Below are 20,679 nucleotides of genomic sequence, written 5' to 3'. Positions count from 1 at the left end.
GTCTAGGCGGAGGCCCCGGCCCGAGTGCGATGCACTGAGCCCGGCCGAAGTGTCGGAGGCCCCGCCTAGACTTGTGTGGTGCCCATCGTCCCTGTCTCCCTGCCCGGCCACACCAGCGGAAAGCTGAGTGTTCGCGGCGCCCGCGTGCACAATCTCAAAGACGTCGACCTCGACATCCCGCGCGATTCGCTCGTCGTCTTCACGGGCATGTCGGGGTCGGGCAAGTCGAGCCTCGCATTCGACACGATCTTCGCCGAGGGGCAGCGCCGCTACGTCGAATCGCTGAGCTCCTACGCCCGCCAGTTCCTCGGTCAGGTCGACCGCCCCGACGTCGATTTCATCGAGGGGCTCAGCCCCGCCGTGAGCATCGACCAGAAGTCGACCAACCGCAACCCGCGCTCCACCGTCGGAACGATCACCGAGATCCACGACTACATGCGTCTGCTGTGGGCGCGCATCGGCGTGCCGCACTGCCCCGAGTGCGGCGAGGAGATCCAGCGTCAGACCGTGCAGCAGATCGCCGACCAGCTGATGGAGCTGCCCGAGCGCACCCGCTACCAGATCGTCGCGCCGGTGGTGACCCAGAAGAAGGGCGAGTTCGTCGACCTCTTCAAGGAGCTCACCGCCAAGGGCTATGCCCGCGCCGTCGTCGACGGCGACCTCGTGCAGCTGTCGGAGCCGCCGACGCTGAAGAAGAGCTACAAGCACGACATCGCGGTGGTCGTCGACCGCCTCGTCGCCGCCCCCGACATCCTGGGTCGCGTCACCGACTCGGTCGAGACCGCGCTGGGTCTTGCCGGCGGCATCATGCAGGTCAACTTCGTCGACGAAGAGGGGGATGCCGCCTGGCAGAGCTTCAGCGAGAAGCTCGCGTGCCCCAACGGCCACCCGCTGCAGCTCACCGAGATCGAGCCGCGCACCTTCTCGTTCAACGCGCCGTTCGGCGCATGCCCCGCCTGCTCGGGCCTGGGCACCCGCATGTCGGTCGACACCGACCTGCTGCTGGGCGATGAGGACCTCTCGATCCGCGAGGGCGTCGTGATCCCGTGGACCACGCAGGGCAAGGGCCTGTTCCAGTACTACGAGCGCCTGCTGGAGGGTCTCGCCGACGACCTCGGGTTCTCGCTCGAGACGCCGTGGCGCATGCTGCCCGCCGACGTGAAAGAGGCGGTGCTCCGAGGCGACAACTACAAGGTCACGGTGCGCTGGAAGAACCGTTACGGTCGCGAGATGCGCTACGCCTCGGGCTTCGAGGGCGTTGTGCCCTACATCGAGCGGCAGTACCAGCAGGCCGAGTCCGACACGCAGCGCCAGCGCTGGGGCGAGTTCCTCCGAGAGGTGCCGTGCCCCGTGTGTCAGGGCGCGCGTCTGAAGCCCGAGGTGCTCGCCGTCACGGTGCACGGCCACTCGATCGCCGATGCCTCGGCGCTGAGCCTCGGCGACGCGCAGCGCTACTTCGCCGACCTGCAGCTCACCGCCCGCGAGGCGAAGATCGGCGCGCAGGTGCTGCGCGAGATCCGCGCGCGGCTCGACTTCCTCATCCAGGTGGGCCTGAACTATCTGAGCCTCAGCCGCTCGGCCGGGTCGCTCTCGGGCGGCGAAGCCCAGCGCATCCGTCTGGCGACGCAGATCGGATCTGGGCTCACCGGCGTGCTGTACGTGCTCGACGAGCCCTCCATCGGCCTGCACCAGCGCGACAACCGGCGCCTCATCGAGACGCTCGTGACCCTGCGCGACCTCGGCAACACGCTCATCGTCGTCGAGCACGACGAGGAGACCATCCACGCGGCCGACTGGATCGTCGACATCGGCCCTCGGGCCGGCGTCGAGGGCGGCGCCGTCGTGCACTCGGGTCCGCTGTCCGAGCTGCTCGAAGAGCCCGAGTCGGTCACCGGCGACTACCTCGCAGGGCGCCGCGCCATCCCGGTGCCGACCAAGCGGCGGCCGATCGACAAGAAGCGTCAGCTGACCGTCGTGGGCGCCCGCGAGAACAATCTGCGCAACGTCACGGTCGACTTCCCGCTGGGCGTGCTGACCGCCGTCACCGGCGTCAGCGGGTCGGGCAAGTCGTCGCTGGTCAACGGCATCCTCTACGAAGTGCTGGCCACCAAGCTCAACGGCGCCCGGCGCGTGGCGGGCAAGCACACCCGCATCACGGGCCTCGAGAACCTCGACAAGGTCGTGCACGTCGACCAGGCCCCGATCGGCCGCACCCCGCGGTCGAACCCGGCGACCTACACGGGCGTGTTCGACCGCATCCGGACCCTCTTCAGCGAGACCCCGGAGGCGAAGGCGCGCGGCTACCAGCCTGGGCGCTTCAGCTTCAACGTCAAGGGAGGGCGCTGCGAGGCGTGCGCGGGCGACGGCACGATCAAGATCGAGATGAACTTCCTGCCCGACGTGTACGTCGACTGCGAGGTCTGCCACGGCAAGCGGTACAACCGCGACACCCTGGCCGTGCACTACAAGGGCAAGAACATCGCCGAGGTGCTCGAGCTGCCGATCGCGGAGGCCGCCGAGTTCTTCGAGCCGATCCAGGCGATCCACCGCTACCTCAAGACCCTCGTCGACGTCGGGCTCGGCTACGTGCGGCTGGGGCAGTCCGCCACGACCCTGTCGGGCGGCGAGGCGCAGCGCGTCAAGCTCGCCACCGAGCTGCAGCGGCGCAGCAGCGGCCGCAGCGTCTACGTGCTCGACGAGCCGACGACGGGCCTGCACTTCGAGGACGTCTCGCGGCTGCTGGAGGTGCTCAACGGCCTCGTCGACAAGGGCAACACGGTCATCGTCATCGAGCACAACCTCGACGTGATCAAGTCGGCCGACTGGATCATCGACCTCGGCCCAGAGGGTGGTTCGGGCGGAGGGCAGGTGGTGGCCACGGGCACGCCCGAGAAGGTCGCGCGCACCGAGGCCAGCCACACCGGCGCGTTCCTGGCCGAAGTGCTCGGCGTGCGAGCGGAGCCGCGCCGCAAGGCCGGCTGACGTGGCCGACCAGCTCGCATACAAGCCGAAGCAGGGCGAGATCCCGACCAACCCCGGGGTGTACCGCTTCCGCGACGCCGACGGGCGCATCCTCTACGTCGGCAAGGCGAAGAACCTGCGCGCGCGGCTGTCGAACTACTTCGCGCCGCTGCATACGCTGCACGAGCGCACGCGGCGCATGGTGACCACCGCGGCATCGGTGGAGTGGACGGTCGTGGCCAGCGACGTCGAGTCGCTGCAGCTCGAGTACATGTGGATCCAGGAGTTCTCGCCGCCCTTCAACGTCCGCTACAAAGACGACAAGTCGTACCCCTTCATGGCGATCACCCTCGCCGATGAGGCGCCGCGGGTGATCGTGACGCGCAATCGCCGCATCCCGGGCGCGAAGTACTTCGGCCCGTACCCCAAGGTGTGGGCCGTGCACGACACGATCGACCTCATGATCCGGGTCTTCCCGATCCGCACCTGCTCCGACGCGTCGTACAGGAAGGCGATGGCCACGGGGCGCCCGTGCTTCCCCGGGCAGATCGGCCGCTGCGGCGGCCCGTGCTCGATGAAGGTCACCGTCGAAGAGCACCGCGCGATCGTCGACGACTTCGTCGCCTTCATGTCGGGAGGCGATGAGCGCTTCACGCGCGAGCTCACGAAGCGGATGCAGGAGTCCGCCGCCGCCATGGACTACGAGGCCGCCGCGCTCTACCGCGACCGGCTGCAGGCGATCGACGCCGTGCTGAGCAAGAGCGCGCTCGTGCTGGCGGAGGACACGGATGCCGACCTCTTCGGCATCGCCGAAGACGAGCTCGCCGCGACGGTGCAGCACTTCGTCATCCGCGGAGGCCGCGTGCGGGGCGTGCGTGCCACGACGATCGAGAAGGAGATCGACACATCCGGCGCGGAGCTCGTCGACCAGGTGCTGCAGCGCGCCTACGGCGAGGCATCCGCCGACGACATCCCGCGGCAGGTGCTCGTTCCGGTGATGCCCGACGACGCGGCCGAGCTCGAGGAGTGGCTGCGCAGCCGCCGCGGGCGGCGGGTGACCGTGCAGGTCGCCCAGCGCGGCCGCAAGGCCGAGCTGATGAAGACGGCGACGCTCAACGCGCAGCAGGCGCTCATGCTGCACAAGACGCGCCGAACGAGCGACTACGTCGCCCGCTCGCAGGCGCTCACCGACCTGCAGGAGGCGCTGGGCATGACCGAGGCGCCGCTGCGCATCGAATGCTTCGACGTGTCCCATCTGTCGGGCACCAACGTCGTCGCCTCGATGGTCGTGTTCGAAGACGGGCTCCCTCGGAAGGACCAGTACCGCTCGTTCGGCGTGCCCGAGACCACCGACGACACCGATTCGCTCTACCAGGTGCTCACGCGCCGGCTCGCGCATCTCGATCGCCCTGACGAGGCCGAGGCGGACCCCGAACCCGAGGTCACCGCCGACGGCGAGGTGGTCACGACCCGCAAGCGCCCGCGGTTCGCCTATCGACCCCAGCTGCTGGTGGTCGACGGCGGGCAGCCGCAGGTCGCCGCCGCGGCGCGCGCACTCGCCGACGCCGGGCACCCCGAGATCGCCCTGTGCGGAATCGCGAAGCGACTCGAAGAGGTGTGGCTGCCGGGGGAGGACTATCCCGTGGTGCTCCCTCGCACTTCTGAGGCGCTCTATCTGCTGCAGCGACTGCGCGACGAGGCGCACCGCTTCGCCATCACCCACCAGCGCAAGCGCCGCAAGCGCGACATCCAGTCGGTGCTCTCGGAGGTGCCAGGGCTCGGGGCCGCCCGCATCAGGGCGCTGCTGCGGCACTTCGGATCGGTCGCGGCGCTGCGCCAGGCCACGCCGGAGCAGATCGCGGAGCTGCCGGGCATCGGTCCCACGCTGGCCGCCGCCGTCCACGGCCACCTGGCCGCCGGGTAGGCTGGGCGCGACGAGGGAGCGGGAATGTCCGAGCACGAGACCGGTGAGGTGCTGATCGTCACCGGCATGTCGGGCGCGGGGCGATCGACCGTCGCCGACGCCCTTGAAGACCTCGACTGGTACGTCGTCGACAACCTCCCGCCGCAGATGCTGCGGCCGCTGCTGGATCTCACCGAGCTCGCGAGCGGCGCGCTGCCGAGGGTGGCCGTCGTCGTCGACGTGCGGGGGCGCGACCTCTTCGCCGACCTCCCTGAGGCGATGCGGGCGCTGCGCGAGCGCCGGCAGATCCGCGTGGTGTTCCTCGACGCCTCCGATGACGTGCTGGTGCGCCGGTTCGAGGCGGTGCGCAGGCCGCATCCGCTGCAGGGCGACGGCACGATCGTCGACGGCATCCACCGCGAGCGCGATCGCCTCGCGGCAGTGCGCGAGGGCGCCGACGTCATCATCGACACGTCGCGCTTCAACATCCACCAGCTCGCCACCCGCGTCGTCGAGCTGTTCAGCGAAGACGGCGCCGCGCGGCACACCCTCACGGTGGTCAGCTTCGGCTTCAAGTACGGACTCCCGCCGGATGCCGACATGGTGGCCGACATGCGCTTCCTGCCGAATCCCTTCTGGGACGAGAGCCTGCGCGGGTTCACCGGCGAAGATGACGCCGTCGCGGAGTTCGTCTTCGCGCAGGAGGGGGCCACCGAGTTCCTCGATGCCTACTCCGCAGCGCTCCTGCCCGTGCTGGAGGGGTACCAGCGCGAGAACAAGCGCCACTCCGTCATCGCGATCGGCTGCACCGGCGGCAAGCACCGCTCGGTCGCGATGGCCCGCGCGCTCGCGGCCCGACTGTCGGACGCCCCGGGCATCGCCGTGCGGGTGACGCATCGCGACCTCGGGCGGGAGTAGTCCGCGCCGGTTAGGCTTGTTGTTCACCCCCTGACCCCACGCGAGGAGATCCGTGTCGCTGACCGCTGACGTGAAGGCAGAGCTCGCTGCCGTCCGAGACCCCCGCCCCACCGCCAGGGTCGCCGAGCTGACCGCGCTGCTGCGGTTCTCGGGAGGGCTGCACTCGATCGCCGGTCGCGTCGCCGTCGAGGCGGAGCTCGAGAGCGATCTGCTCGCCCGCCGCGTCGCCCGCGACCTCATGGAGCTCTACGGAGTGCGTCCAGAGCTCGTGCACGTGCAGGGCTCCGGAGGGCGAGGCGGCAGCCACTACGCCGTCCGGGTCATCGACGGCGGCGAGACCCTGGCCCGCCAGACCGGGCTGCTCGACCAGCGACGCCGCCCCGTGCGGGGGCTCCCCAACAAGCTCACGACCGGTTCGCGCGCCGACCTCGCCGCGATCTGGCGCGGCGCCTTTCTCGCGTCGGGTGCGCTGAGCGAACCCGGTCGCTCGGCGGCGCTGGAGATCAGCTGCCCCTCGGGCGAGACGGCCATGGCCCTCGTGGGCGCGGCGCATCGCCTGGGCATCCCCGCCAAGGCCCGCGATGTGCGCGGCGTCCCGCGCGTGGTCGTGCGGGAGGGCGAGCCCATCCGCACGGCGCTGGCCGAGATGGGGGCGCAGAAGGCCGCCGCCGCGTGGGATCAGCTGCGTCAGCGCCGCGAGGTGCGCGCGGGCGTCAACCGCCTCGTCAATTTCGACGACGCGAACCTCCGCCGCTCGGCCCAGGCCGCCGTCGCCGCGTGCGCGCGCGTCGAGCGCGCACTCGAGATCCTCGGCGACGACGTCCCCGATCACCTGCGCGAGGCCGGCGACCTGCGCCTCGCGCACCGCGACGCGAGCCTGGACGAACTCGGCCATCACGCCGATCCTCCGCTGACGAAGGACGCCGTGGCCGGCCGCATCCGGCGCCTCCTCGCGATGGCCGACAAGAAGGCCGAGCACGACGGCATCCCCGACACCGAGTCGGCCGTTCCCGCGGGCCTCGAAGACTGATCGTTACCCGCCGTCTCTCGGGGAATCAACCCCCTCCCGACGGGGTTGCCGCTCAGTAGGATGAGAGCGTCCCCTCGTCGCGTCGAGGTCTTCGGCGCGGCGCCGACAGGAAGAAGAGAACATGGCGCAGTACACCTTGCCCGACCTCCCCTACGACTACGCAGCGCTGGAGCCGCACATCAGCGGCAAGATCATGCAGCTGCACCACGACAAGCACCACCAGGCGTATGTCACGGGCGCGAACACGGCGCTGGAGCAGCTCGCCGAGGCGCGGGAGACCGGCAACCTCGCGAACGTCAACAAGCTCGAGAAGGACCTCGCGTTCAACCTCGGCGGGCACGTCAACCACTCGATCTTCTGGACGAACCTCTCACCCGAGGGCGGCGGTCAGCCCGAGGGTGAGCTGAAGGCGGCGATCGACGAGTTCTTCGGCGGATTCGACAAGTTCCAGGCCCACTTCACCGCCGCCGCGACGGGCATCCAGGGGTCGGGCTGGGCCGTGCTCAGCTGGGACCCGATCGGATCGCAGCTGATCATCCAGCAGCTGTTCGACCAGCAGGCCAACACCGCCATGGGCACCGTGCCGATCTTCCAGGTCGACATGTGGGAGCACGCCTTCTACCTCGACTACCTCAACGTCAAGGCCGACTACGTCAAGGCGATCTGGAACATCGCGAACTGGCAGAACGTCGCCGAGCGTTTTTCGACGGCAAAGGACAAGACGGCCGGGCTGCTCGCGTAGTAGTGTCGCAAGAAAGGTGAGGATGCCGGGTTCCTCCCGGTGACGGGAGCCATCCGGCATCCTTTCCTCTTTCATGAAACGATCGCGTTTCAGCGCGCCGAACAGGCGCGGCTGGCGCGACAGGAAACGGGAGACAACGTGTCTGTCAAGATCGGAATCAACGGCTTCGGCCGAATCGGGCGTAACTTCCTCCGCGCGGCCCTGGAGCAGGGCGCGGACCTCGACATCGTCGCGGTGAACGACCTCACCGACAACAAGACCCTCGCACACCTGCTGAAGTACGACTCCGTCGGCGGACGCCTCGACGCCGACGTCTCGTACGACGCGGACTCCATCACGGTCAACGGCAAGGCGATCAAGGTCTTCGAAGAGCGCGACCCCGCCAACCTCCCCTGGGGCGACCTGGGCGTCGACATCGTCATCGAGTCGACCGGCCGGTTCACCAAGGCCGTCGACGCCAAGAAGCACATCGAGGGCGGCGCGAAGAAGGTCATCATCTCGGCCCCCGGCACCGATGTCGACGGCACCTTCGTCATGGGCGTCAACGACGGCGAGTACGACTCGGCGACGATGAACATCATCTCCAACGCCTCGTGCACGACGAACTGCCTCGCGCCCCTCGCGCAGGTCTTCAACGACGCCTTCGGCATCGAGCGCGGCTTCATGATGACCGCACACGCCTACACGGCCGACCAGAACCTGCAGGACGGCCCGCACAGCGACCTCCACCGTGCCCGCGCGGCGGCGCTGAACATCGTCCCCGCCTCGACCGGTGCCGCCAAGGCCATCGGCCTGGTGATCCCCGAGCTCAACGGCAAGCTGAGCGGCTCGTCGTACCGCGTGCCGATCCCCACGGGATCGATCGTCGACCTCACGATCATCACGCCCACCGACGGCCTGACCGTCGAGACGATCAACGCGGCGTACGAGAAGGCTGCGGCCGAGGGAGCCCTCGTCGGCTACCTGAAGTACAACACCGACCCGATCGTCTCGACCGACATCGTGCACGACCCGTACTCGTCGATCTTCGACGCCGGCCAGACCAACGTGTCGGGCAACCTCGTCAAGGTGTCGGCCTGGTACGACAACGAGTGGGGCTACTCGAACCGCCTGGTCGACCTCACCGAGCTCGTCGGCGAGAAGCTCTGAGGCAGACCGATGGCACTGCGCACCCTCGATTCGCTGGGTTCGCTGGCCGGTAAGCGCGTCATCGTCCGTGTTGACTTCAACGTCCCCCTGAAGGACGGCGTCATCACGGACGATGGGCGTGTCCGGGCGGCACTTCCCACGCTCACGCGCCTGCTCGACCAGGGAGCGCGTGTCATCGCGTGCTCGCACCTCGGGCGTCCCGACGGAGCCCCTGACCCCAAGTACAGCCTCGCTCCCGTCGCCGAGCGCCTGAGCGAGCTGCTGGGCAAGCCGGTGGCGTTCGCCGCCGACACCGTGGGCGCCTCGGCCACCGACACGGCCGCGGGCCTTGCCGACGGCGAGATCGCCGTCATCGAGAACCTCCGCTTCAACCAGGGCGAGACGGCGAAAGACGAGGGCGAGCGCCGAGCGTTCGCCGAGCAGCTCGCCGCCCTCGGCGACGTGCTGGTCTCGGACGGCTTCGGTGTCGTGCACCGCAAGCAGGCGTCGGTCTACGACCTCGCCGAGCTCCTGCCGTCGGCCGCCGGGTTCCTCATCGAGAAGGAGGTCGACGTGCTCGACCGCCTGACCGAGAACCCCGAGCGGCCGTATGCGGTCGTGCTCGGCGGCTCGAAGGTCAGCGACAAGCTGGGTGTCATCGAGCACCTCCTCCCGCGGGCCGACAAGATCCTCGTCGGCGGCGGCATGATGTACACCTTCCTCGCCGCGCAGGGGCACAAGGTCGGCAAGAGCCTGCTGGAGCAGGACCAGATCGAGACCGTCAAGGGCTACCTCGCGCAGGCCGCCGAGCGCGGCGTCGAGTTCGTGCTGCCGGTGGACGCCGTCGTGGCTGCCTCGTTCTCGGCGGATGCCGCCCACGAGGTCGCCGACGCCGACGCGCTGGAAGAGACCCCGGCCGGAGCCGACGGGCTGGGCCTGGACATCGGGCCGAAGACCTCCGCGCTGTTCGCCGACGCGATCCGCGCCAGCAAGACGGTCTTCTGGAACGGTCCGATGGGCGTGTTCGAGCTCGCGCCCTTCGCCGACGGCACCAAGGCCGTCGCGCAGGCGCTGACCGAGGTCGACGGACTCAGCGTCGTCGGCGGCGGAGACTCCGCGGCCGCCGTGCGTCAGCTCGGCTTCTCGGACGACCAGTTCGGCCACATCTCGACGGGTGGCGGCGCCAGCCTCGAGTTCCTCGAAGGAAAGAAGCTCCCCGGACTGGAGGTCCTCGGATGGGCGTGACGCCCCGTACCCCGTTCATCGCCGGCAACTGGAAGATGAACCTCGACCACCTGCAGGCGGTCGCGTTCGTGCAGAAGCTGCACTGGACGCTGAAGGACGCCGGACACGAGCAGGGGAGAGTCGAGGTCGGGGTCTTCCCGCCGTTCACCGACCTGCGCACGGTGCAGACGCTGCTCGACGCCGACAAGATCCCGTTCGCCCTCGGGGCGCAGGACCTGTCGACGCACGACTCCGGTGCGTACACCGGCGAGGTCTCGGGCGCGTTCCTGGCGAAGCTCGACGCGCGCTACGTCATCATCGGGCACTCCGAGCGGCGCGAGTACCACGCCGAAGGCGACGATGTCGTGGCGGCGAAGGTGCAGGCGGCGCTGAAGCACGGTCTCGTGCCGGTGATCTGCGTCGGCGAGACGCTGGAGCAGCGCGAAGAGTCCGGACCCACCGCGGTCTCGGTGGCCCAGCTGCAGGCGGCCCTCGCGAATGTGCCCGCCGATGCGGACTTCGTCGTGGCCTACGAGCCGGTCTGGGCGATCGGCACCGGCCAGGTGGCCTCGCCCGAGCAGGCCCAGGAGGTCTGCGCTGCCCTGCGCGGCGTCATCGCGCAGACGCTGGGGGAGGATGCCGCAGCCCGCACCCGCGTGCTGTACGGCGGATCCGTCAAGGCGGCCAACATCGCGAGCTTCATGCGAGAGCCTGATGTCGACGGTGCCCTGGTGGGCGGTGCGAGCCTCGTCGTGGACGAATTCGCCTCGATCATCCGCTATCAGAAGCACGTCGGCGTCTGATCGGTCGCGCAGACCTTTTATACTGGGAGACTGTGCGCCCGCTCGGGCGCGGCGAAAGGCGGAGGTCCGTGCAGATCCTCGAGCTCATCCTGCAGGTGCTGCTGGGCATCACCAGCCTGCTGCTGACCCTGCTCATCCTGCTCCACAAGGGGCGCGGTGGGGGCCTGTCCGACATGTTCGGCGGCGGCATGACCTCCGCGCTGGGCTCGTCGGGTCTGGCCGAACGCAACCTCAACCGCTTCACCGTGATCCTGGCGCTCGTGTGGTTCGTCGCGATCGTCGCGCTGGGGCTCATCACCAAGTTCCAGGGGATGGTCTGATGGCTACCGGCGGAAACGCGATCCGCGGCACGCGGGTGGGCGCAGGCCCGATGGGCGAGCAGGACCACGGCTTCCACGCCGAGCGCGTCGCCATCTCGTACTGGGACGCCCTCGGCAACGAGACGGTGCGCTACTTCGCCGCCGGCATCCCCGAGGACGAGATCCCCGACGTCATCGACTCGCCGCACTCCGGACTTCCGGCCGGGCGCGACAAGCAGAACCCGCCGGCGGTCGCCAAGACCGAGCCGTACAAGACGCACCTGGCCTACGTCAAGGAGCGCCGCACCGAAGAAGAGGCCGAGAGCCTGCTCGACGACGCGCTGCAGCAGCTGCGCGAGCGCCGAGGCCAGTAGCCCTCGGCCTCGCTTCGGCGACGCTTCGGCGTCGCCGGAGCGTCAGTAGTATTCCTGGTCGATCAGCTCGGCCGGAACGCGCTCGGCGGCCGCGGCGTCGACGAAGAAGATCGTGCGCTTGGTGCCTTTCGCGCCGCCCGCCGGCACGTTCGTGTAGCTGGCGCCGGCCAGTGCCAGGCCCAGCGCCGATGCCTTGTCGCTGCCGGCCAGCACGAGCCACACCCGCGCTGCCGAGTTGATGACGGGCCGGGTGAGCGTGACCCGCTCCGGCGGCGGCTTGGGCGATTCGCGCACCGGGAGCACGCTCCGATCCGTGACCGTGATCTCGGCGCGATCGGGGAACAGCGACGCGATGTGAGCGTCCGAGCCGACGCCCAAGAGGCAGATGTCGAAGTGCGGCCACGGGTTCCCGTCGGCGGCGAACAGGGCGAGCTCCTGCGCATACGCATCCGCGGCCGCATCCAGGTCGAGGCCGGAGTCGGCGGCGGCGACCGCATGGATGTTCTCTGCCGGCACGGCGATGTGATCGAGCAGAGCGCGGCGCGTCTGCCACTCGTTGCGCTCAGGCGAGTCGGCGGCGACGAAGCGCTCGTTTCCCCACCAGACGTGCACCAGCGACCAGTCGACCTTTTCTCGCACGGGAGAGGCTCCCGCCGCGGCCAGCACCGCGAGGGCGATGTCGCCGCCGGTGACGGCGATGTGCTCGACGATTCCCGCGCGCGTGCGCTTGAGCAGACGATGCAGCAGCCGGTTCGCGACGGACTCGGCCAGCGCGGTGGGATCCGGGGAGATCACCACTCGCTTCTCTGCACCGAACTCAGACATCGCTCTCCTGCGGCCGGCCCAAGAGCTCCCAGCCCTCGGTGATGACACGACCATACAGGACGTCGGGGTCGAGCCGGCGGAGCTCCTCTGCCAGGCATTCCCGCAGGGTGCGGCGCGGGAAGGCGAGGTCATGGCTCGGCTGTCCGGGCTGGGTCAGCACCGCGACGCCGGCCTCGGGGCGCTCCAGCACGGTGGCCCCGCTCGGTCGCTCGAGGCGCACCGACTTGATGCCGTGCGCCCAGTCGTCGGTCGGAAGGTATTCGTAGGTCACCGGCACGCCCAGCTTGAGGCGCAGCCATGCGGCCAGCAGGCTCGTCGACGGCGAGTCGGCGGCGCCGCGCACGGTGGCGGACAGCACGGGCTCGTACGGCGGCTGATCGAGCACGGCGGCCAGCTGCTCGCGCCAGCGGGTGACGCGGGTCCAGGCGAAGTCGGTGTCGCCGGGGGCGTAGTGGGTGCCCAGCGACCGCACCCAGGCGGCCGGATCGGTCTGCGACGAGGCATCGGTGATACGGCGCTGCGCGATGCGGCCGAGGGCCGTCGTCGACGGCACGTCGGGCGTCTCGCCCGGCCACCACGCGATCACAGGCGCGTCGGGCAGCAGCAGTCCCGTCACGAGGCTCTCGGTGTTCGATCCGGCGGCCCCATGGGCCCGCAGCACGACCACCTCGCTGGCTCCGGCATCCCCGCCGATGCGGATCTGGGCGTCCAGGCGCGGCGCGCCCTCCTCGTCGCCGATCATCAGCACGATGACGCGCATGGGGTGCTCGCGGGAGGCGGCATTGGCGGCGTCGATCACCTCTTCTTCTGCACCGTGGCGTGTCGCGATGATGAGGGTGAGCACGCGGCCCAGGGCGACGGCGCCGCCCTCTTCGCGCACGCTGACCAGCGCACGCGTGATCTTGCTCACAGTGGTGTCGGGCAGATCGATGATCACGGTCGTCTCCAGACGCGTCCGTCGCGGGCGAGCATCGCTTCGGCCGAGGGCGGCCCCCACGAACCAGGCGAATACTGCTGGAGCGTGCCGCCTTCGGCCGCCCAGTACTGTTCGATGGGGTCGAGGATCTTCCACGAGAGCTCGACCTCTTCGTGCCGGGGGAACAGCGGCGGGTCGCCCAGGAGCACGTCGAGGATGAGGCGCTCGTAGGCCTCAGGGCTCTGCTCGGTGAAGGCGTGGCCGTAGCCGAAGTCCATCGTGACGTCGCGCACCTGGCTTCCCGCACCCGGCACCTTCGATCCGAACCGGATGGTGACGCCCTCGTCGGGCTGCACACGGATGACGAGGGCGTTCTGTCCCTGGCCCCCCGTCTCGCGGAACAGCACGTCGGGCGCCTTCTTGAAGACCACGGCGATCTCGGTGACGCGCCTGCCCAGTCGCTTGCCGGTGCGCAGATAGAACGGCACGCCGGCCCAGCGGCGGGTGTTCACCTCGAGGGTGACGGCGGCGAACGTCTCGGTGGTCGACGCCGGGTCCATGCCGTCTTCGTCGAGGAACCCCGTGACCTGCTCCCCGCCCTGCCAGCCGCCCGCATACTGCCCGCGCGCGGTGGTCGCGCCGAGGTCGGCGGGAAGGGTGACGGCGGCGAGCACCTTCTCCTTCTCCGCCCGCAGCTGGGTCGCGTCGAAGCTGATCGGCTCTTCCATCGCCGTGAGCGCCAGCAGCTGCAGCAGGTGGTTCTGGATGACGTCGCGCGCCGCGCCGATGCCGTCGTAGTAGCCCGCACGTCCGCCCACGCCGATGTCTTCGGCCATCGTGATCTGCACGTGGTCGACGTAGTTGCGGTTCCAGATCGGCTCGTACAGCTCGTTGGCGAAGCGCAGCGCGAGGATGTTCTGCACCGTCTCCTTGCCGAGGTAGTGGTCGATGCGGAAGATCGAGTCGGTCGGGAACGCGCTGCGCAGCGCGTCGTTGAGCTCGCGGGCCGAGGCCAGATCGTGGCCGAACGGCTTCTCGATCACGACGCGTCGCCAGCGCTCTGGCTGGTCGGCGGTGTCGTCGACCAGCCCGGAGCGCTTGAGCTGGTCGGCCACGATGGGAAAGTCCTTCGGCGGGATCGACAGGTAGAACGCGTGGTTGCCCATCGTCCCCCGCTCGAGGTCGAGACGCTCGACGGTCTCGCGCAGTCGACGGAACGCGTCGTCGTCGCCGAACTCGCCCGAGACGAAGCGGATGCCCTGCAGCAGCTGCTGCCAGGTCTCTTCGCGGTACTCGGTGCGGGCGTGGGCCTTCACGGCCTCCTGCACGACGTCGGCGAAGTCCTGGTCCGCCCAGTCTCGGCGCGCGAATCCGACCAGCGCGAAGCCGGGCGGCAGCAGGCCACGGTTGGCGAGGTCGTACACGGCGGGCATGAGCTTCTTGCGGGAGAGGTCTCCCGTCACACCGAAGATGACCAGGGCGCTGGGCCCTGCGATCCGGTTGAGGCGGTTGTCGTCCGGGTCGCGCAGCGGATTGTGTCCGCGCGAGATCTCGGCGGGCGCGAAAGATGCTGCGCCGCTCGCCTCAGAGGTGTTCACGGTCATAGGGGAGTTGCTCCTACTGGGCGGCCTCGAAGAGCGAGAGCACCTCGGTCTGCGGGTCGGTGAGGGTGAGGGTGACCACCGGGCGGCCGTGCGCCGCGAGCACGCTCGCGTCGCCGAGCGCCTGGGCCTGCACCAGCTGGCCGAACGTGAAGGGGCGCCCGGGGATCTCGAGGTCGACGTCGGTGCGCTCGAGGATCTGCAGGAACACGCCGGTCGCGGGACCGCCCTTGTGGTACTGGCCGGTGGAGTGGAGGAATCGAGGACCCCACCCGAAGGTGGCGGGGCGTCCGGAGTCGGCCGCCACGAGCTCGCGCAGTCCCTGCAGCTGGGGCAGGCGCAGTCGATCGACGTAGGCCTGCACCGAGACATAGCCGTCGGACGGCAGCTGCGCCCACAGGGCGTCGAGGACTCCGGCGATCGTGCCGGATGCCGCCAGTGCGGAATCCGAGACGCGCACCTCGACGCCGTCGACCGTGAAGGCCGGCGCCGACGGCTCAGGACGGGCGTCGAGCAGCCCGCGGGCCGCCACCTTGGCCGACTCGACGTCGGGCTGGTCGAACGGGTTGATGCCCAGCATCCGCCCCGCGATCGCCGTCGCGTACTCCCACACGATCAGCTGTGCACCGAGGGTGCCGCTGACGAGGACCTCGTTCTCGTGGTGCTCGAAGAAGTGGAACTCGTCGGCTTCGTCGACCAGGCGCACGATCTGCAGATCGGCGGGAGGGTTCTCGACCTCGGGCGAGACGGGCAGCAGCACGACGGGAAGGATGCCGGTGCCTTGTTTCCCGGTCGACTCGGCGATCAGCTGCTCGATCCAGTCGGGCAGGCCGACGATGTGCGTGCCGTCGGTGATGAGTCCCAGCTTGTCTTTGCGGGGGCTGCCGCCGGCGATCGCGGCGGCGAGCACCAGGGCGGGGTTGTCGGGGCTGTCGATCGCGACTTCGAGCAGCGACGCCTCGGCCTCGTCGAGCAGTTCGTCGAGGTCGACGCCGGCGAGGCCCGTCGGCACGAGGCCGAACGCCGTGAGTGCGGAGTAGCGCCCGCCCACGGTGGGGTCGGCGGTGAAGACGCGCAAGCCCTCGGCGCGCGCGGATTCGTCCAGGGGAGAGCCGGGGTCGGTGACGACGACGATGCGCTCGGCCGGGTCGATGCCGAGGTCGCGGAAGGCGGCCTCGAACGCGCGCTTCGCGGAGTCGGTCTCGATCGTGGAACCCGACTTCGACGCCACCACGAGCACGGTCTCGGCGAGCCCGCCGCTCTCGGAGTCGCCGTCGATGGCGGCCAGCACCTGACCGGGAACCGTGGTGTCGAGGATCACCAGCGGCACGCCGGCCGTCTGCGCGATGACCTCGGGTGCCAGCGAGGAGCCGCCCATGCCGGCCAGCACGACGCGGGTGACTCCGGCGGCGACCAACTCGGCCCGCAGCGCCGCGATCTCGGCCACGAGCGGCCGCGAGACGCTGACAGCCTGCACCCAGCCCAGGCGCTTGCTCGCCTCGGCCTCGGCCGCGGGGCCCCACAGGGTGGGGTCGCCCGCCGTGATGCCGGAGGCGACCAGCTCGGCCGTCAGTCGGGGGAGCGCCTCGTCGACGACCGACTTGACGTGACCCGACAGGTGGAGGCGAACGCTCATCGCGCGGCCTCGGGCGCCGCTGCGAGGGCGTCCGCGACGGTCTTCTGGAGGTCGTGCCACGAGGCGATGAACTTGTCGACGCCTTCGTCTTCGAGCACCTGGGTGACGTCGGCGAAATCGACGCCGGCGGCGGCCAGGTCGTCGAACACGCCGTGCGCTTCGGCGTAGGCGCCGGTGACGGTGTCGCCGGTGACGACTCCGTGGTCGAAGGTGGCCTCGAGGGTCTTCTCGGGCATCGTGTTGACGGTGCCGGGGGCGACCAGCTCGGTGACGTAGAGCGTGTCGGGCAGGTTGGGGTCTTTCACACCGGTCGAGGCCCACAGCGGCCGCTGCACGTTGGCGCCGGCGGCGACGAGCGCCCGCGCGCCGTCGGCGGCGAAGGCCTTCTCGTAGAGCTCGTACGCCAGGCGAGCGTTGGCGACACCGGCCTTGCTCTTGAGCGCGTCGGCAGCGCCGAGCGCGGCGAGGCGCTTGTCGACCTCGGTGTCGACGCGCGAGACGAAGAACGAGGCGACCGAGTGGATCTGCGACAGGTCGCGGCCCGCGGCCTTGGCCTGCTCGAGGCCGGCGAGGTATGCGTCGATGACCGCCGCGTACCGGTCGAGGCTGAAGATGAGGGTCACGTTGACCGAGATGCCCTCGGCGATCACGGCCGTGATCGCGGGAAGGCCCGCCTTCGTGGCGGGGATCTTGATGAGGGTGTTGGGCCGGTCGACCTTCGCCCACAGCTGCTTCGCCTCGACGATCGTCGCCTCGGTGTCGTGCGCGAGGTCGGGGGAGACCTCGATCGACACGCGTCCGTCGACACCGCCGGTCGCGTCGAAGACGGGGCGGAAGATGTCGGCCGCGGCCTGCACGTCCTCGGTCGTCAGCGCGAAGATCGCCGCGTCGACGTCGGCGCCCTGCTGCGCGAGCTCGGCGAGGCCGGCCGCGTAGGAGTCGTCGCTCGTGTTGCCGATGGCGGCCTGGAAGATCGACGGGTTGGTGGTGACGCCGGTGACGTTGCGGGTGGCGATCAGTTCGGCGAGGTTGCCACTGGTGATGCGGGAGCGCGACAGGTCGTCGAGCCAGATGCTGACGCCGGCGGCGGCGAGGTCTTGGGTGGGCGTGCTCATGCGTTCTCCTTGAGGGACTCGCGTGCCGCCTCGACGACGGCCTCGGCGGTGATGCCGAACTTCTCGAACAGGGTCTTGTAGTCGGCGGAGGCGCCGAAGTGGTCGATCGCGACGGAGCGGCCCTTGTCGCCGACGATGCCTCGCCAGGTGAGGGCGGAGCCGGCCTCGACCGAGACGCGCGCGGTGACGGATGACGGCAGCACGCTCTCGCGGTACGCCTCGTCCTGCTCGGCGAACCACTCCAGCGACGGAGCCGACACGACGCGGGCCTGGATGCCCTCGGCCGCGAGGGTCTCGCGGGCGGCGACGGCCAGCTGCACCTCGGACCCGGTGGCGATGAGGATCACGTCGGGGGTGCCGTCGGCGTCGATGAGCACGTAGGCGCCCTTGGCGACGCCGTCGGTGGTCGCGAATCCTTCTTCGCCGCGGGGGAACACCGGGATGTTCTGGCGGGTCAAGGCGATGCCGACAGGGCCGCCGCTGGTGCGGCGGACGATCTCGAGCCACGCGGCGGAGGTCTCGTTGGCGTCGGCGGGGCGCACGACGGTGAAGTTCGGGATCGCGCGCAGGGTCGCCAGCTGCTCGATCGGCTGGTGGGTGGGGCCGTCTTCGCCGAGGGCGACCGAGTCATGGGTCCACACGAAGATCGACGGGATGTCCATGAGGGCGGCCAGCCGCACCGAGGGGCGCATGTAGTCGCTGAAGATCAGGAACGTGCCGCCGAACGGGCGGGTGGGGCCGTGCAGCTTGATGCCGTTGACGATCGCGCCCATCGCGTGCTCGCGGATGCCGAAGTGCAGCACTCGCCCGTAGGGGTCGCCCGACCACTCGTGGGTCGACCACTCGGCCGGGATGAAGCTCTTGGCGCTCTTGATCGTCGTGAGGTTCGACTCGGCGAGGTCGGCAGAGCCGCCCCACAGCTCGGGCAGCTGGTCGGCCAGCGCGTTGAGCACGACGCCGCCGGCGGCGCGGGTCGAGACGTCCTTGCCCGATTCGAACGACGGCACCGACAGGTCCGCCGGCAGCTCACCCGCCTCGAGGCGATCGAGCAGCGCCTTGCGCTCGGGGTTCGCGGCAGCCCAGGCGTCGAACGACTCCTGCCACGCCGCGTGGGCGTCGGCGGCGCGGTCCGCCAGAGCGCGGGTGTGCGCGATGACGTCGTCGGCGACGACGAAGGTCTCGGCGGGGTCGAAGCCCAGCACCTTTTTAGTGGCGGCCAGCTCGTCGGCGCCCAGGGCCGAGCCGTGGATCTTGCCGGTGTTCTGCTTGCCCGGGGAGGGCCAGCCGATGATCGTCTTCAGGATGATGAGCGAGGGCTTGGCCGTCTCGCCCTTCGCGGCCTCGATGGCCGCGTGCAGCTCGGCGACGTCTTCGACGTACTGGCCGGTCTTCTTCCAGTCCACCGTCTGCACGTGCCAGCCGTACGCCTCGTAGCGCTTCGCGACGTCTTCCGTGAAGGCGACGTTGGTGTCGTCTTCGATCGAGATCTGGTTCGAGTCGTAGATCGCGATGAGGTTGCCGAGCTCCTGGTGGCCCGCCAGCGACGACGCCTCGCTCGTGACGCCTTCCTGCAGGTCGCCGTCGCCGGCGACCACGTAGACGAAGTGGTCGAACGGAGAGGTGCCGGCGGCAGCATCCGGATCGAACAGACCCCGCTCGTACCGCGCCGCGTACGCGAAGCCGACCGCCGACGACAGACCCTGGCCGAGCGGGCCGGTCGTGATCTCGACGCCCTTCGTGTGGCCGTACTCGGGGTGGCCGGGAGTCTTCGATCCCCACGTGCGCAGCGACTTCAGGTCATCGAGCTCTAGGCCGAAGCCGCCCAGGTAGAGCTGCACGTACTGCGTCAGCGACGAGTGGCCCGCCGAGAGGATGAAGCGGTCGCGGCCCAGCCAGTCGACATCCGCCGGGTCATGGCGCAGCACCCGCTGATACAGCAGGTAGGCCGCCGGAGCCAGGCTCATCGCGGTGCCGGGGTGGCCGTTGCCGACCTTCTCCACCGCGTCGGCAGCCAGCACGCGAGCGGTGTCCACCGCGCGCCGATCGATCTCATCCCAAACCAGCTCCGACACGCGGCCGCCTTTCTCAGTGGGGCGCCCTTCATGTCCGGTCGCGGCCCTCGTCCGAGCGGGAGAAGGGGGATCGGCGCAACGCGGGCGCGCGTGGTCCCAGCATAGCGAAGGGGGGTGGCGCTGCGGCGGTCGGAGACGATCTGTGACGCCGTCGTGCCCTAGACTGGACGGCGATCCGAAGAGGCTGATGCGGGGGACGATGGACATCTCGACGACGTCGTACGAACCGGTGGCGACGGCCCCGCGTTCGATCGGACGCACGGTCCGCGCCTACATCACGCTCACCAAGCCCCGCGTGCTCGAACTGCTGCTGGTGACCACGGTCCCGGTCATGATCCTCGCGCAGAACGGCATGCCGTCGCTGTGGCTCGTGCTGGCCACCGTCATCGGCGGATCCCTGAGCGCCGGCTCCGCCGCGACGTTCAACATGTACATCGACCGCGACATCGACGCGCACATGCAGCGCACGGCCGGTCGCCCGCTCGTCACCGGCGAGGTGTCGCCCCGCGGTGCGCTGATCTTCGCGTGGACGCTCGCCGTCTTCTCGACGGTGTGGCTGTGGCTGACCACCAACTGGCTCGCGGCGACCCTGTCGGCGGCCGCGATCTTCTTCTACGTCGTGATCTACACGATGGTGCTCAAGCGCCGCACCGAGCAGAACATCGTGTGGGGCGGGATCGCCGGCTGCTTCCCCGTCGTGATCGGGTGGACCGCGGTGACGGGTTCGCTGGCCTGGCCGCCGGTCATCCTGTTCGTGCTGGTGTTCCTGTGGACTCCGCCGCACTACTGGCCTCTGTCGATGAAGTACAAGGGCGACTATGAAGAGGCCGACGTGCCGATGCTCGGCGCGACCCGCAACGGCTCCCAGGTCGGCCTTCAGGTCATCCTCTATGCGTGGGCGACGGTCGCATGCTCGCTGCTGCTGATCCCGGTCGCGCAGATGGGACTCGTCTACACGGCGTCGTCGATCGTGTTCGGCGGCTGGTTCATCTACGAGTCGCACCGCCTCTACAACCGCGCCGTGCGCGGCACCGAGCCGCGCCCGATGCGCGTGTTCCACGCATCCATCACGTATCTCACGCTGCTGTTCGTCGCGATCGCGATCGACCCGCTCCTGCCGTTTTGACGCGTG

17 protein-coding genes are annotated in these 20,679 nt (G+C 69.7%); 11 read left to right on the top strand and 6 right to left on the bottom strand.

What is annotated here, in order from left to right; translation table 11 throughout:
• Nucleotides 1-78: 78 nt before the first annotated feature.
• The 10 genes from uvrA (at nucleotide 79) to OAW74_RS08500 (ending at nucleotide 11,382) form a co-directional block, all read left to right on the top strand.
• Complete coding sequence (gene uvrA, locus OAW74_RS08545) at nucleotides 79-2,982, top strand: excinuclease ABC subunit UvrA (protein WP_262873870.1); 2,904 nt, start codon at nucleotides 79-81, stop codon at nucleotides 2,980-2,982.
• A gap of 1 nt (nucleotide 2,983) precedes the next feature.
• Nucleotides 2,984-4,885 carry an excinuclease ABC subunit UvrC gene (gene uvrC, locus OAW74_RS08540; protein ID WP_262873869.1) on the top strand — a complete coding sequence of 634 codons (1,902 nt, stop codon included), beginning with the start codon at nucleotides 2,984-2,986 and terminating at the stop codon, nucleotides 4,883-4,885.
• Nucleotides 4,886-4,909: 24 nt separating this feature from the next.
• Nucleotides 4,910-5,782 carry an RNase adapter RapZ gene (rapZ, locus tag OAW74_RS08535; protein ID WP_262873868.1) on the top strand — a complete coding sequence of 291 codons (873 nt, stop codon included), beginning with the start codon at nucleotides 4,910-4,912 and terminating at the stop codon, nucleotides 5,780-5,782.
• Between the two features lie 52 nt (nucleotides 5,783-5,834).
• Complete coding sequence (gene whiA, locus OAW74_RS08530) at nucleotides 5,835-6,812, top strand: DNA-binding protein WhiA (protein WP_262873867.1); 978 nt, start codon at nucleotides 5,835-5,837, stop codon at nucleotides 6,810-6,812.
• Nucleotides 6,813-6,933: 121 nt separating this feature from the next.
• The gene (locus OAW74_RS08525) at nucleotides 6,934-7,554 is read left to right on the top strand and encodes a superoxide dismutase (protein ID WP_262873866.1); all 621 of its coding nucleotides are present in this window, start codon (nucleotides 6,934-6,936) and stop codon (nucleotides 7,552-7,554) included.
• A gap of 138 nt (nucleotides 7,555-7,692) precedes the next feature.
• Entirely contained in the window at nucleotides 7,693-8,703 is a 1,011-nt protein-coding gene (gene gap / locus OAW74_RS08520) for a type I glyceraldehyde-3-phosphate dehydrogenase (RefSeq protein WP_262873865.1), read from the top strand.
• A gap of 9 nt (nucleotides 8,704-8,712) precedes the next feature.
• Nucleotides 8,713-9,927: a phosphoglycerate kinase gene (locus tag OAW74_RS08515; protein ID WP_262873864.1), complete on the top strand. Its 1,215-nt coding sequence runs from the start codon at nucleotides 8,713-8,715 to the stop codon at nucleotides 9,925-9,927.
• Nucleotides 9,918-10,709: a triose-phosphate isomerase gene (tpiA, locus tag OAW74_RS08510; protein ID WP_262873863.1), complete on the top strand. Its 792-nt coding sequence runs from the start codon at nucleotides 9,918-9,920 to the stop codon at nucleotides 10,707-10,709. The genes OAW74_RS08515 and tpiA overlap by 10 nt, the downstream gene beginning before the upstream one ends.
• Nucleotides 10,710-10,777: 68 nt before the next feature.
• Nucleotides 10,778-11,029 carry a preprotein translocase subunit SecG gene (secG, locus tag OAW74_RS08505; protein ID WP_262873862.1) on the top strand — a complete coding sequence of 84 codons (252 nt, stop codon included), beginning with the start codon at nucleotides 10,778-10,780 and terminating at the stop codon, nucleotides 11,027-11,029.
• Nucleotides 11,029-11,382 carry an RNA polymerase-binding protein RbpA gene (locus tag OAW74_RS08500; protein ID WP_262873861.1) on the top strand — a complete coding sequence of 118 codons (354 nt, stop codon included), beginning with the start codon at nucleotides 11,029-11,031 and terminating at the stop codon, nucleotides 11,380-11,382. The genes secG and OAW74_RS08500 overlap by 1 nt, the downstream gene beginning before the upstream one ends.
• Before the next feature lie 42 nt (nucleotides 11,383-11,424).
• On the opposite strand, the gene pgl is transcribed toward OAW74_RS08500, so the two are convergent.
• From pgl to tkt, 6 genes are read right to left on the bottom strand one after another with little or no spacing between them, the layout of a single operon-like run.
• Nucleotides 11,425-12,207 (bottom strand): 6-phosphogluconolactonase, encoded by a 783-nt coding sequence (pgl, locus tag OAW74_RS08495; RefSeq protein ID WP_262873860.1) that lies wholly within the window; start codon nucleotides 12,205-12,207, stop codon nucleotides 11,425-11,427.
• Nucleotides 12,200-13,144 carry a glucose-6-phosphate dehydrogenase assembly protein OpcA gene (locus OAW74_RS08490; RefSeq protein ID WP_262873859.1) on the bottom strand — a complete coding sequence of 315 codons (945 nt, stop codon included), beginning with the start codon at nucleotides 13,142-13,144 and terminating at the stop codon, nucleotides 12,200-12,202. Before OAW74_RS08490 ends, pgl begins: the two co-directional genes overlap by 8 nt.
• Nucleotides 13,141-14,727, bottom strand: coding sequence for a glucose-6-phosphate dehydrogenase (gene zwf / locus OAW74_RS08485; protein WP_262873858.1), 1,587 nt, complete (start codon nucleotides 14,725-14,727; stop codon nucleotides 13,141-13,143). Before zwf ends, OAW74_RS08490 begins: the two co-directional genes overlap by 4 nt.
• 13 nt (nucleotides 14,728-14,740) lie before the next feature.
• Nucleotides 14,741-16,360: a glucose-6-phosphate isomerase gene (locus OAW74_RS08480; RefSeq protein ID WP_262873857.1), complete on the bottom strand. Its 1,620-nt coding sequence runs from the start codon at nucleotides 16,358-16,360 to the stop codon at nucleotides 14,741-14,743.
• Nucleotides 16,357-17,475, bottom strand: coding sequence for a transaldolase (gene tal / locus OAW74_RS08475; protein ID WP_262873856.1), 1,119 nt, complete (start codon nucleotides 17,473-17,475; stop codon nucleotides 16,357-16,359). The genes OAW74_RS08480 and tal overlap by 4 nt, the downstream gene beginning before the upstream one ends.
• Nucleotides 17,472-19,547: a transketolase gene (gene tkt / locus OAW74_RS08470; RefSeq protein ID WP_262873855.1), complete on the bottom strand. Its 2,076-nt coding sequence runs from the start codon at nucleotides 19,545-19,547 to the stop codon at nucleotides 17,472-17,474. The genes tal and tkt overlap by 4 nt, the downstream gene beginning before the upstream one ends.
• Nucleotides 19,548-19,746: 199 nt before the next feature.
• Between tkt and OAW74_RS08465 the strand changes: the two genes are divergently transcribed.
• Entirely contained in the window at nucleotides 19,747-20,673 is a 927-nt protein-coding gene (locus OAW74_RS08465; protein WP_262873854.1) for a heme o synthase, read from the top strand.
• Nucleotides 20,674-20,679: the final 6 nt, after the last annotated feature.

Origin of the sequence: Microbacterium fluvii (assembly GCF_025515205.1) — a bacterium.
GTDB lineage: Bacteria > Actinomycetota > Actinomycetes > Actinomycetales > Microbacteriaceae > Microbacterium > Microbacterium fluvii.
The sequence above is the reverse complement of the archived record's forward strand: the minus strand, read 5'-3'. Positions and strand labels throughout refer to the sequence as shown.

What these genes read in the sequence shown, in the direction of transcription:
- rapZ (WP_262873868.1), top strand. Translation starts at nt 4,910, where the DNA reads ATGTCCGAGCACGAGACCGGTGAGGTGCTGATCGTCACCGGCATGTCG.
- OAW74_RS08525 (WP_262873866.1), top strand. Translation starts at nt 6,934, where the DNA reads ATGGCGCAGTACACCTTGCCCGACCTCCCCTACGACTACGCAGCGCTG.
- OAW74_RS08515 (WP_262873864.1), top strand. Translation starts at nt 8,713, where the DNA reads ATGGCACTGCGCACCCTCGATTCGCTGGGTTCGCTGGCCGGTAAGCGC.
- tpiA (WP_262873863.1), top strand. Translation starts at nt 9,918, where the DNA reads ATGGGCGTGACGCCCCGTACCCCGTTCATCGCCGGCAACTGGAAGATG.
- OAW74_RS08500 (WP_262873861.1), top strand. Translation starts at nt 11,029, where the DNA reads ATGGCTACCGGCGGAAACGCGATCCGCGGCACGCGGGTGGGCGCAGGC.
- pgl (WP_262873860.1), bottom strand. Translation starts at nt 12,207, where the DNA reads ATGTCTGAGTTCGGTGCAGAGAAGCGAGTGGTGATCTCCCCGGATCCC.
- zwf (WP_262873858.1), bottom strand. Translation starts at nt 14,727, where the DNA reads ATGACCGTGAACACCTCTGAGGCGAGCGGCGCAGCATCTTTCGCGCCC.
- OAW74_RS08480 (WP_262873857.1), bottom strand. Translation starts at nt 16,360, where the DNA reads ATGAGCGTTCGCCTCCACCTGTCGGGTCACGTCAAGTCGGTCGTCGAC.
- tal (WP_262873856.1), bottom strand. Translation starts at nt 17,475, where the DNA reads ATGAGCACGCCCACCCAAGACCTCGCCGCCGCCGGCGTCAGCATCTGG.
- OAW74_RS08465 (WP_262873854.1), top strand. Translation starts at nt 19,747, where the DNA reads ATGGACATCTCGACGACGTCGTACGAACCGGTGGCGACGGCCCCGCGT.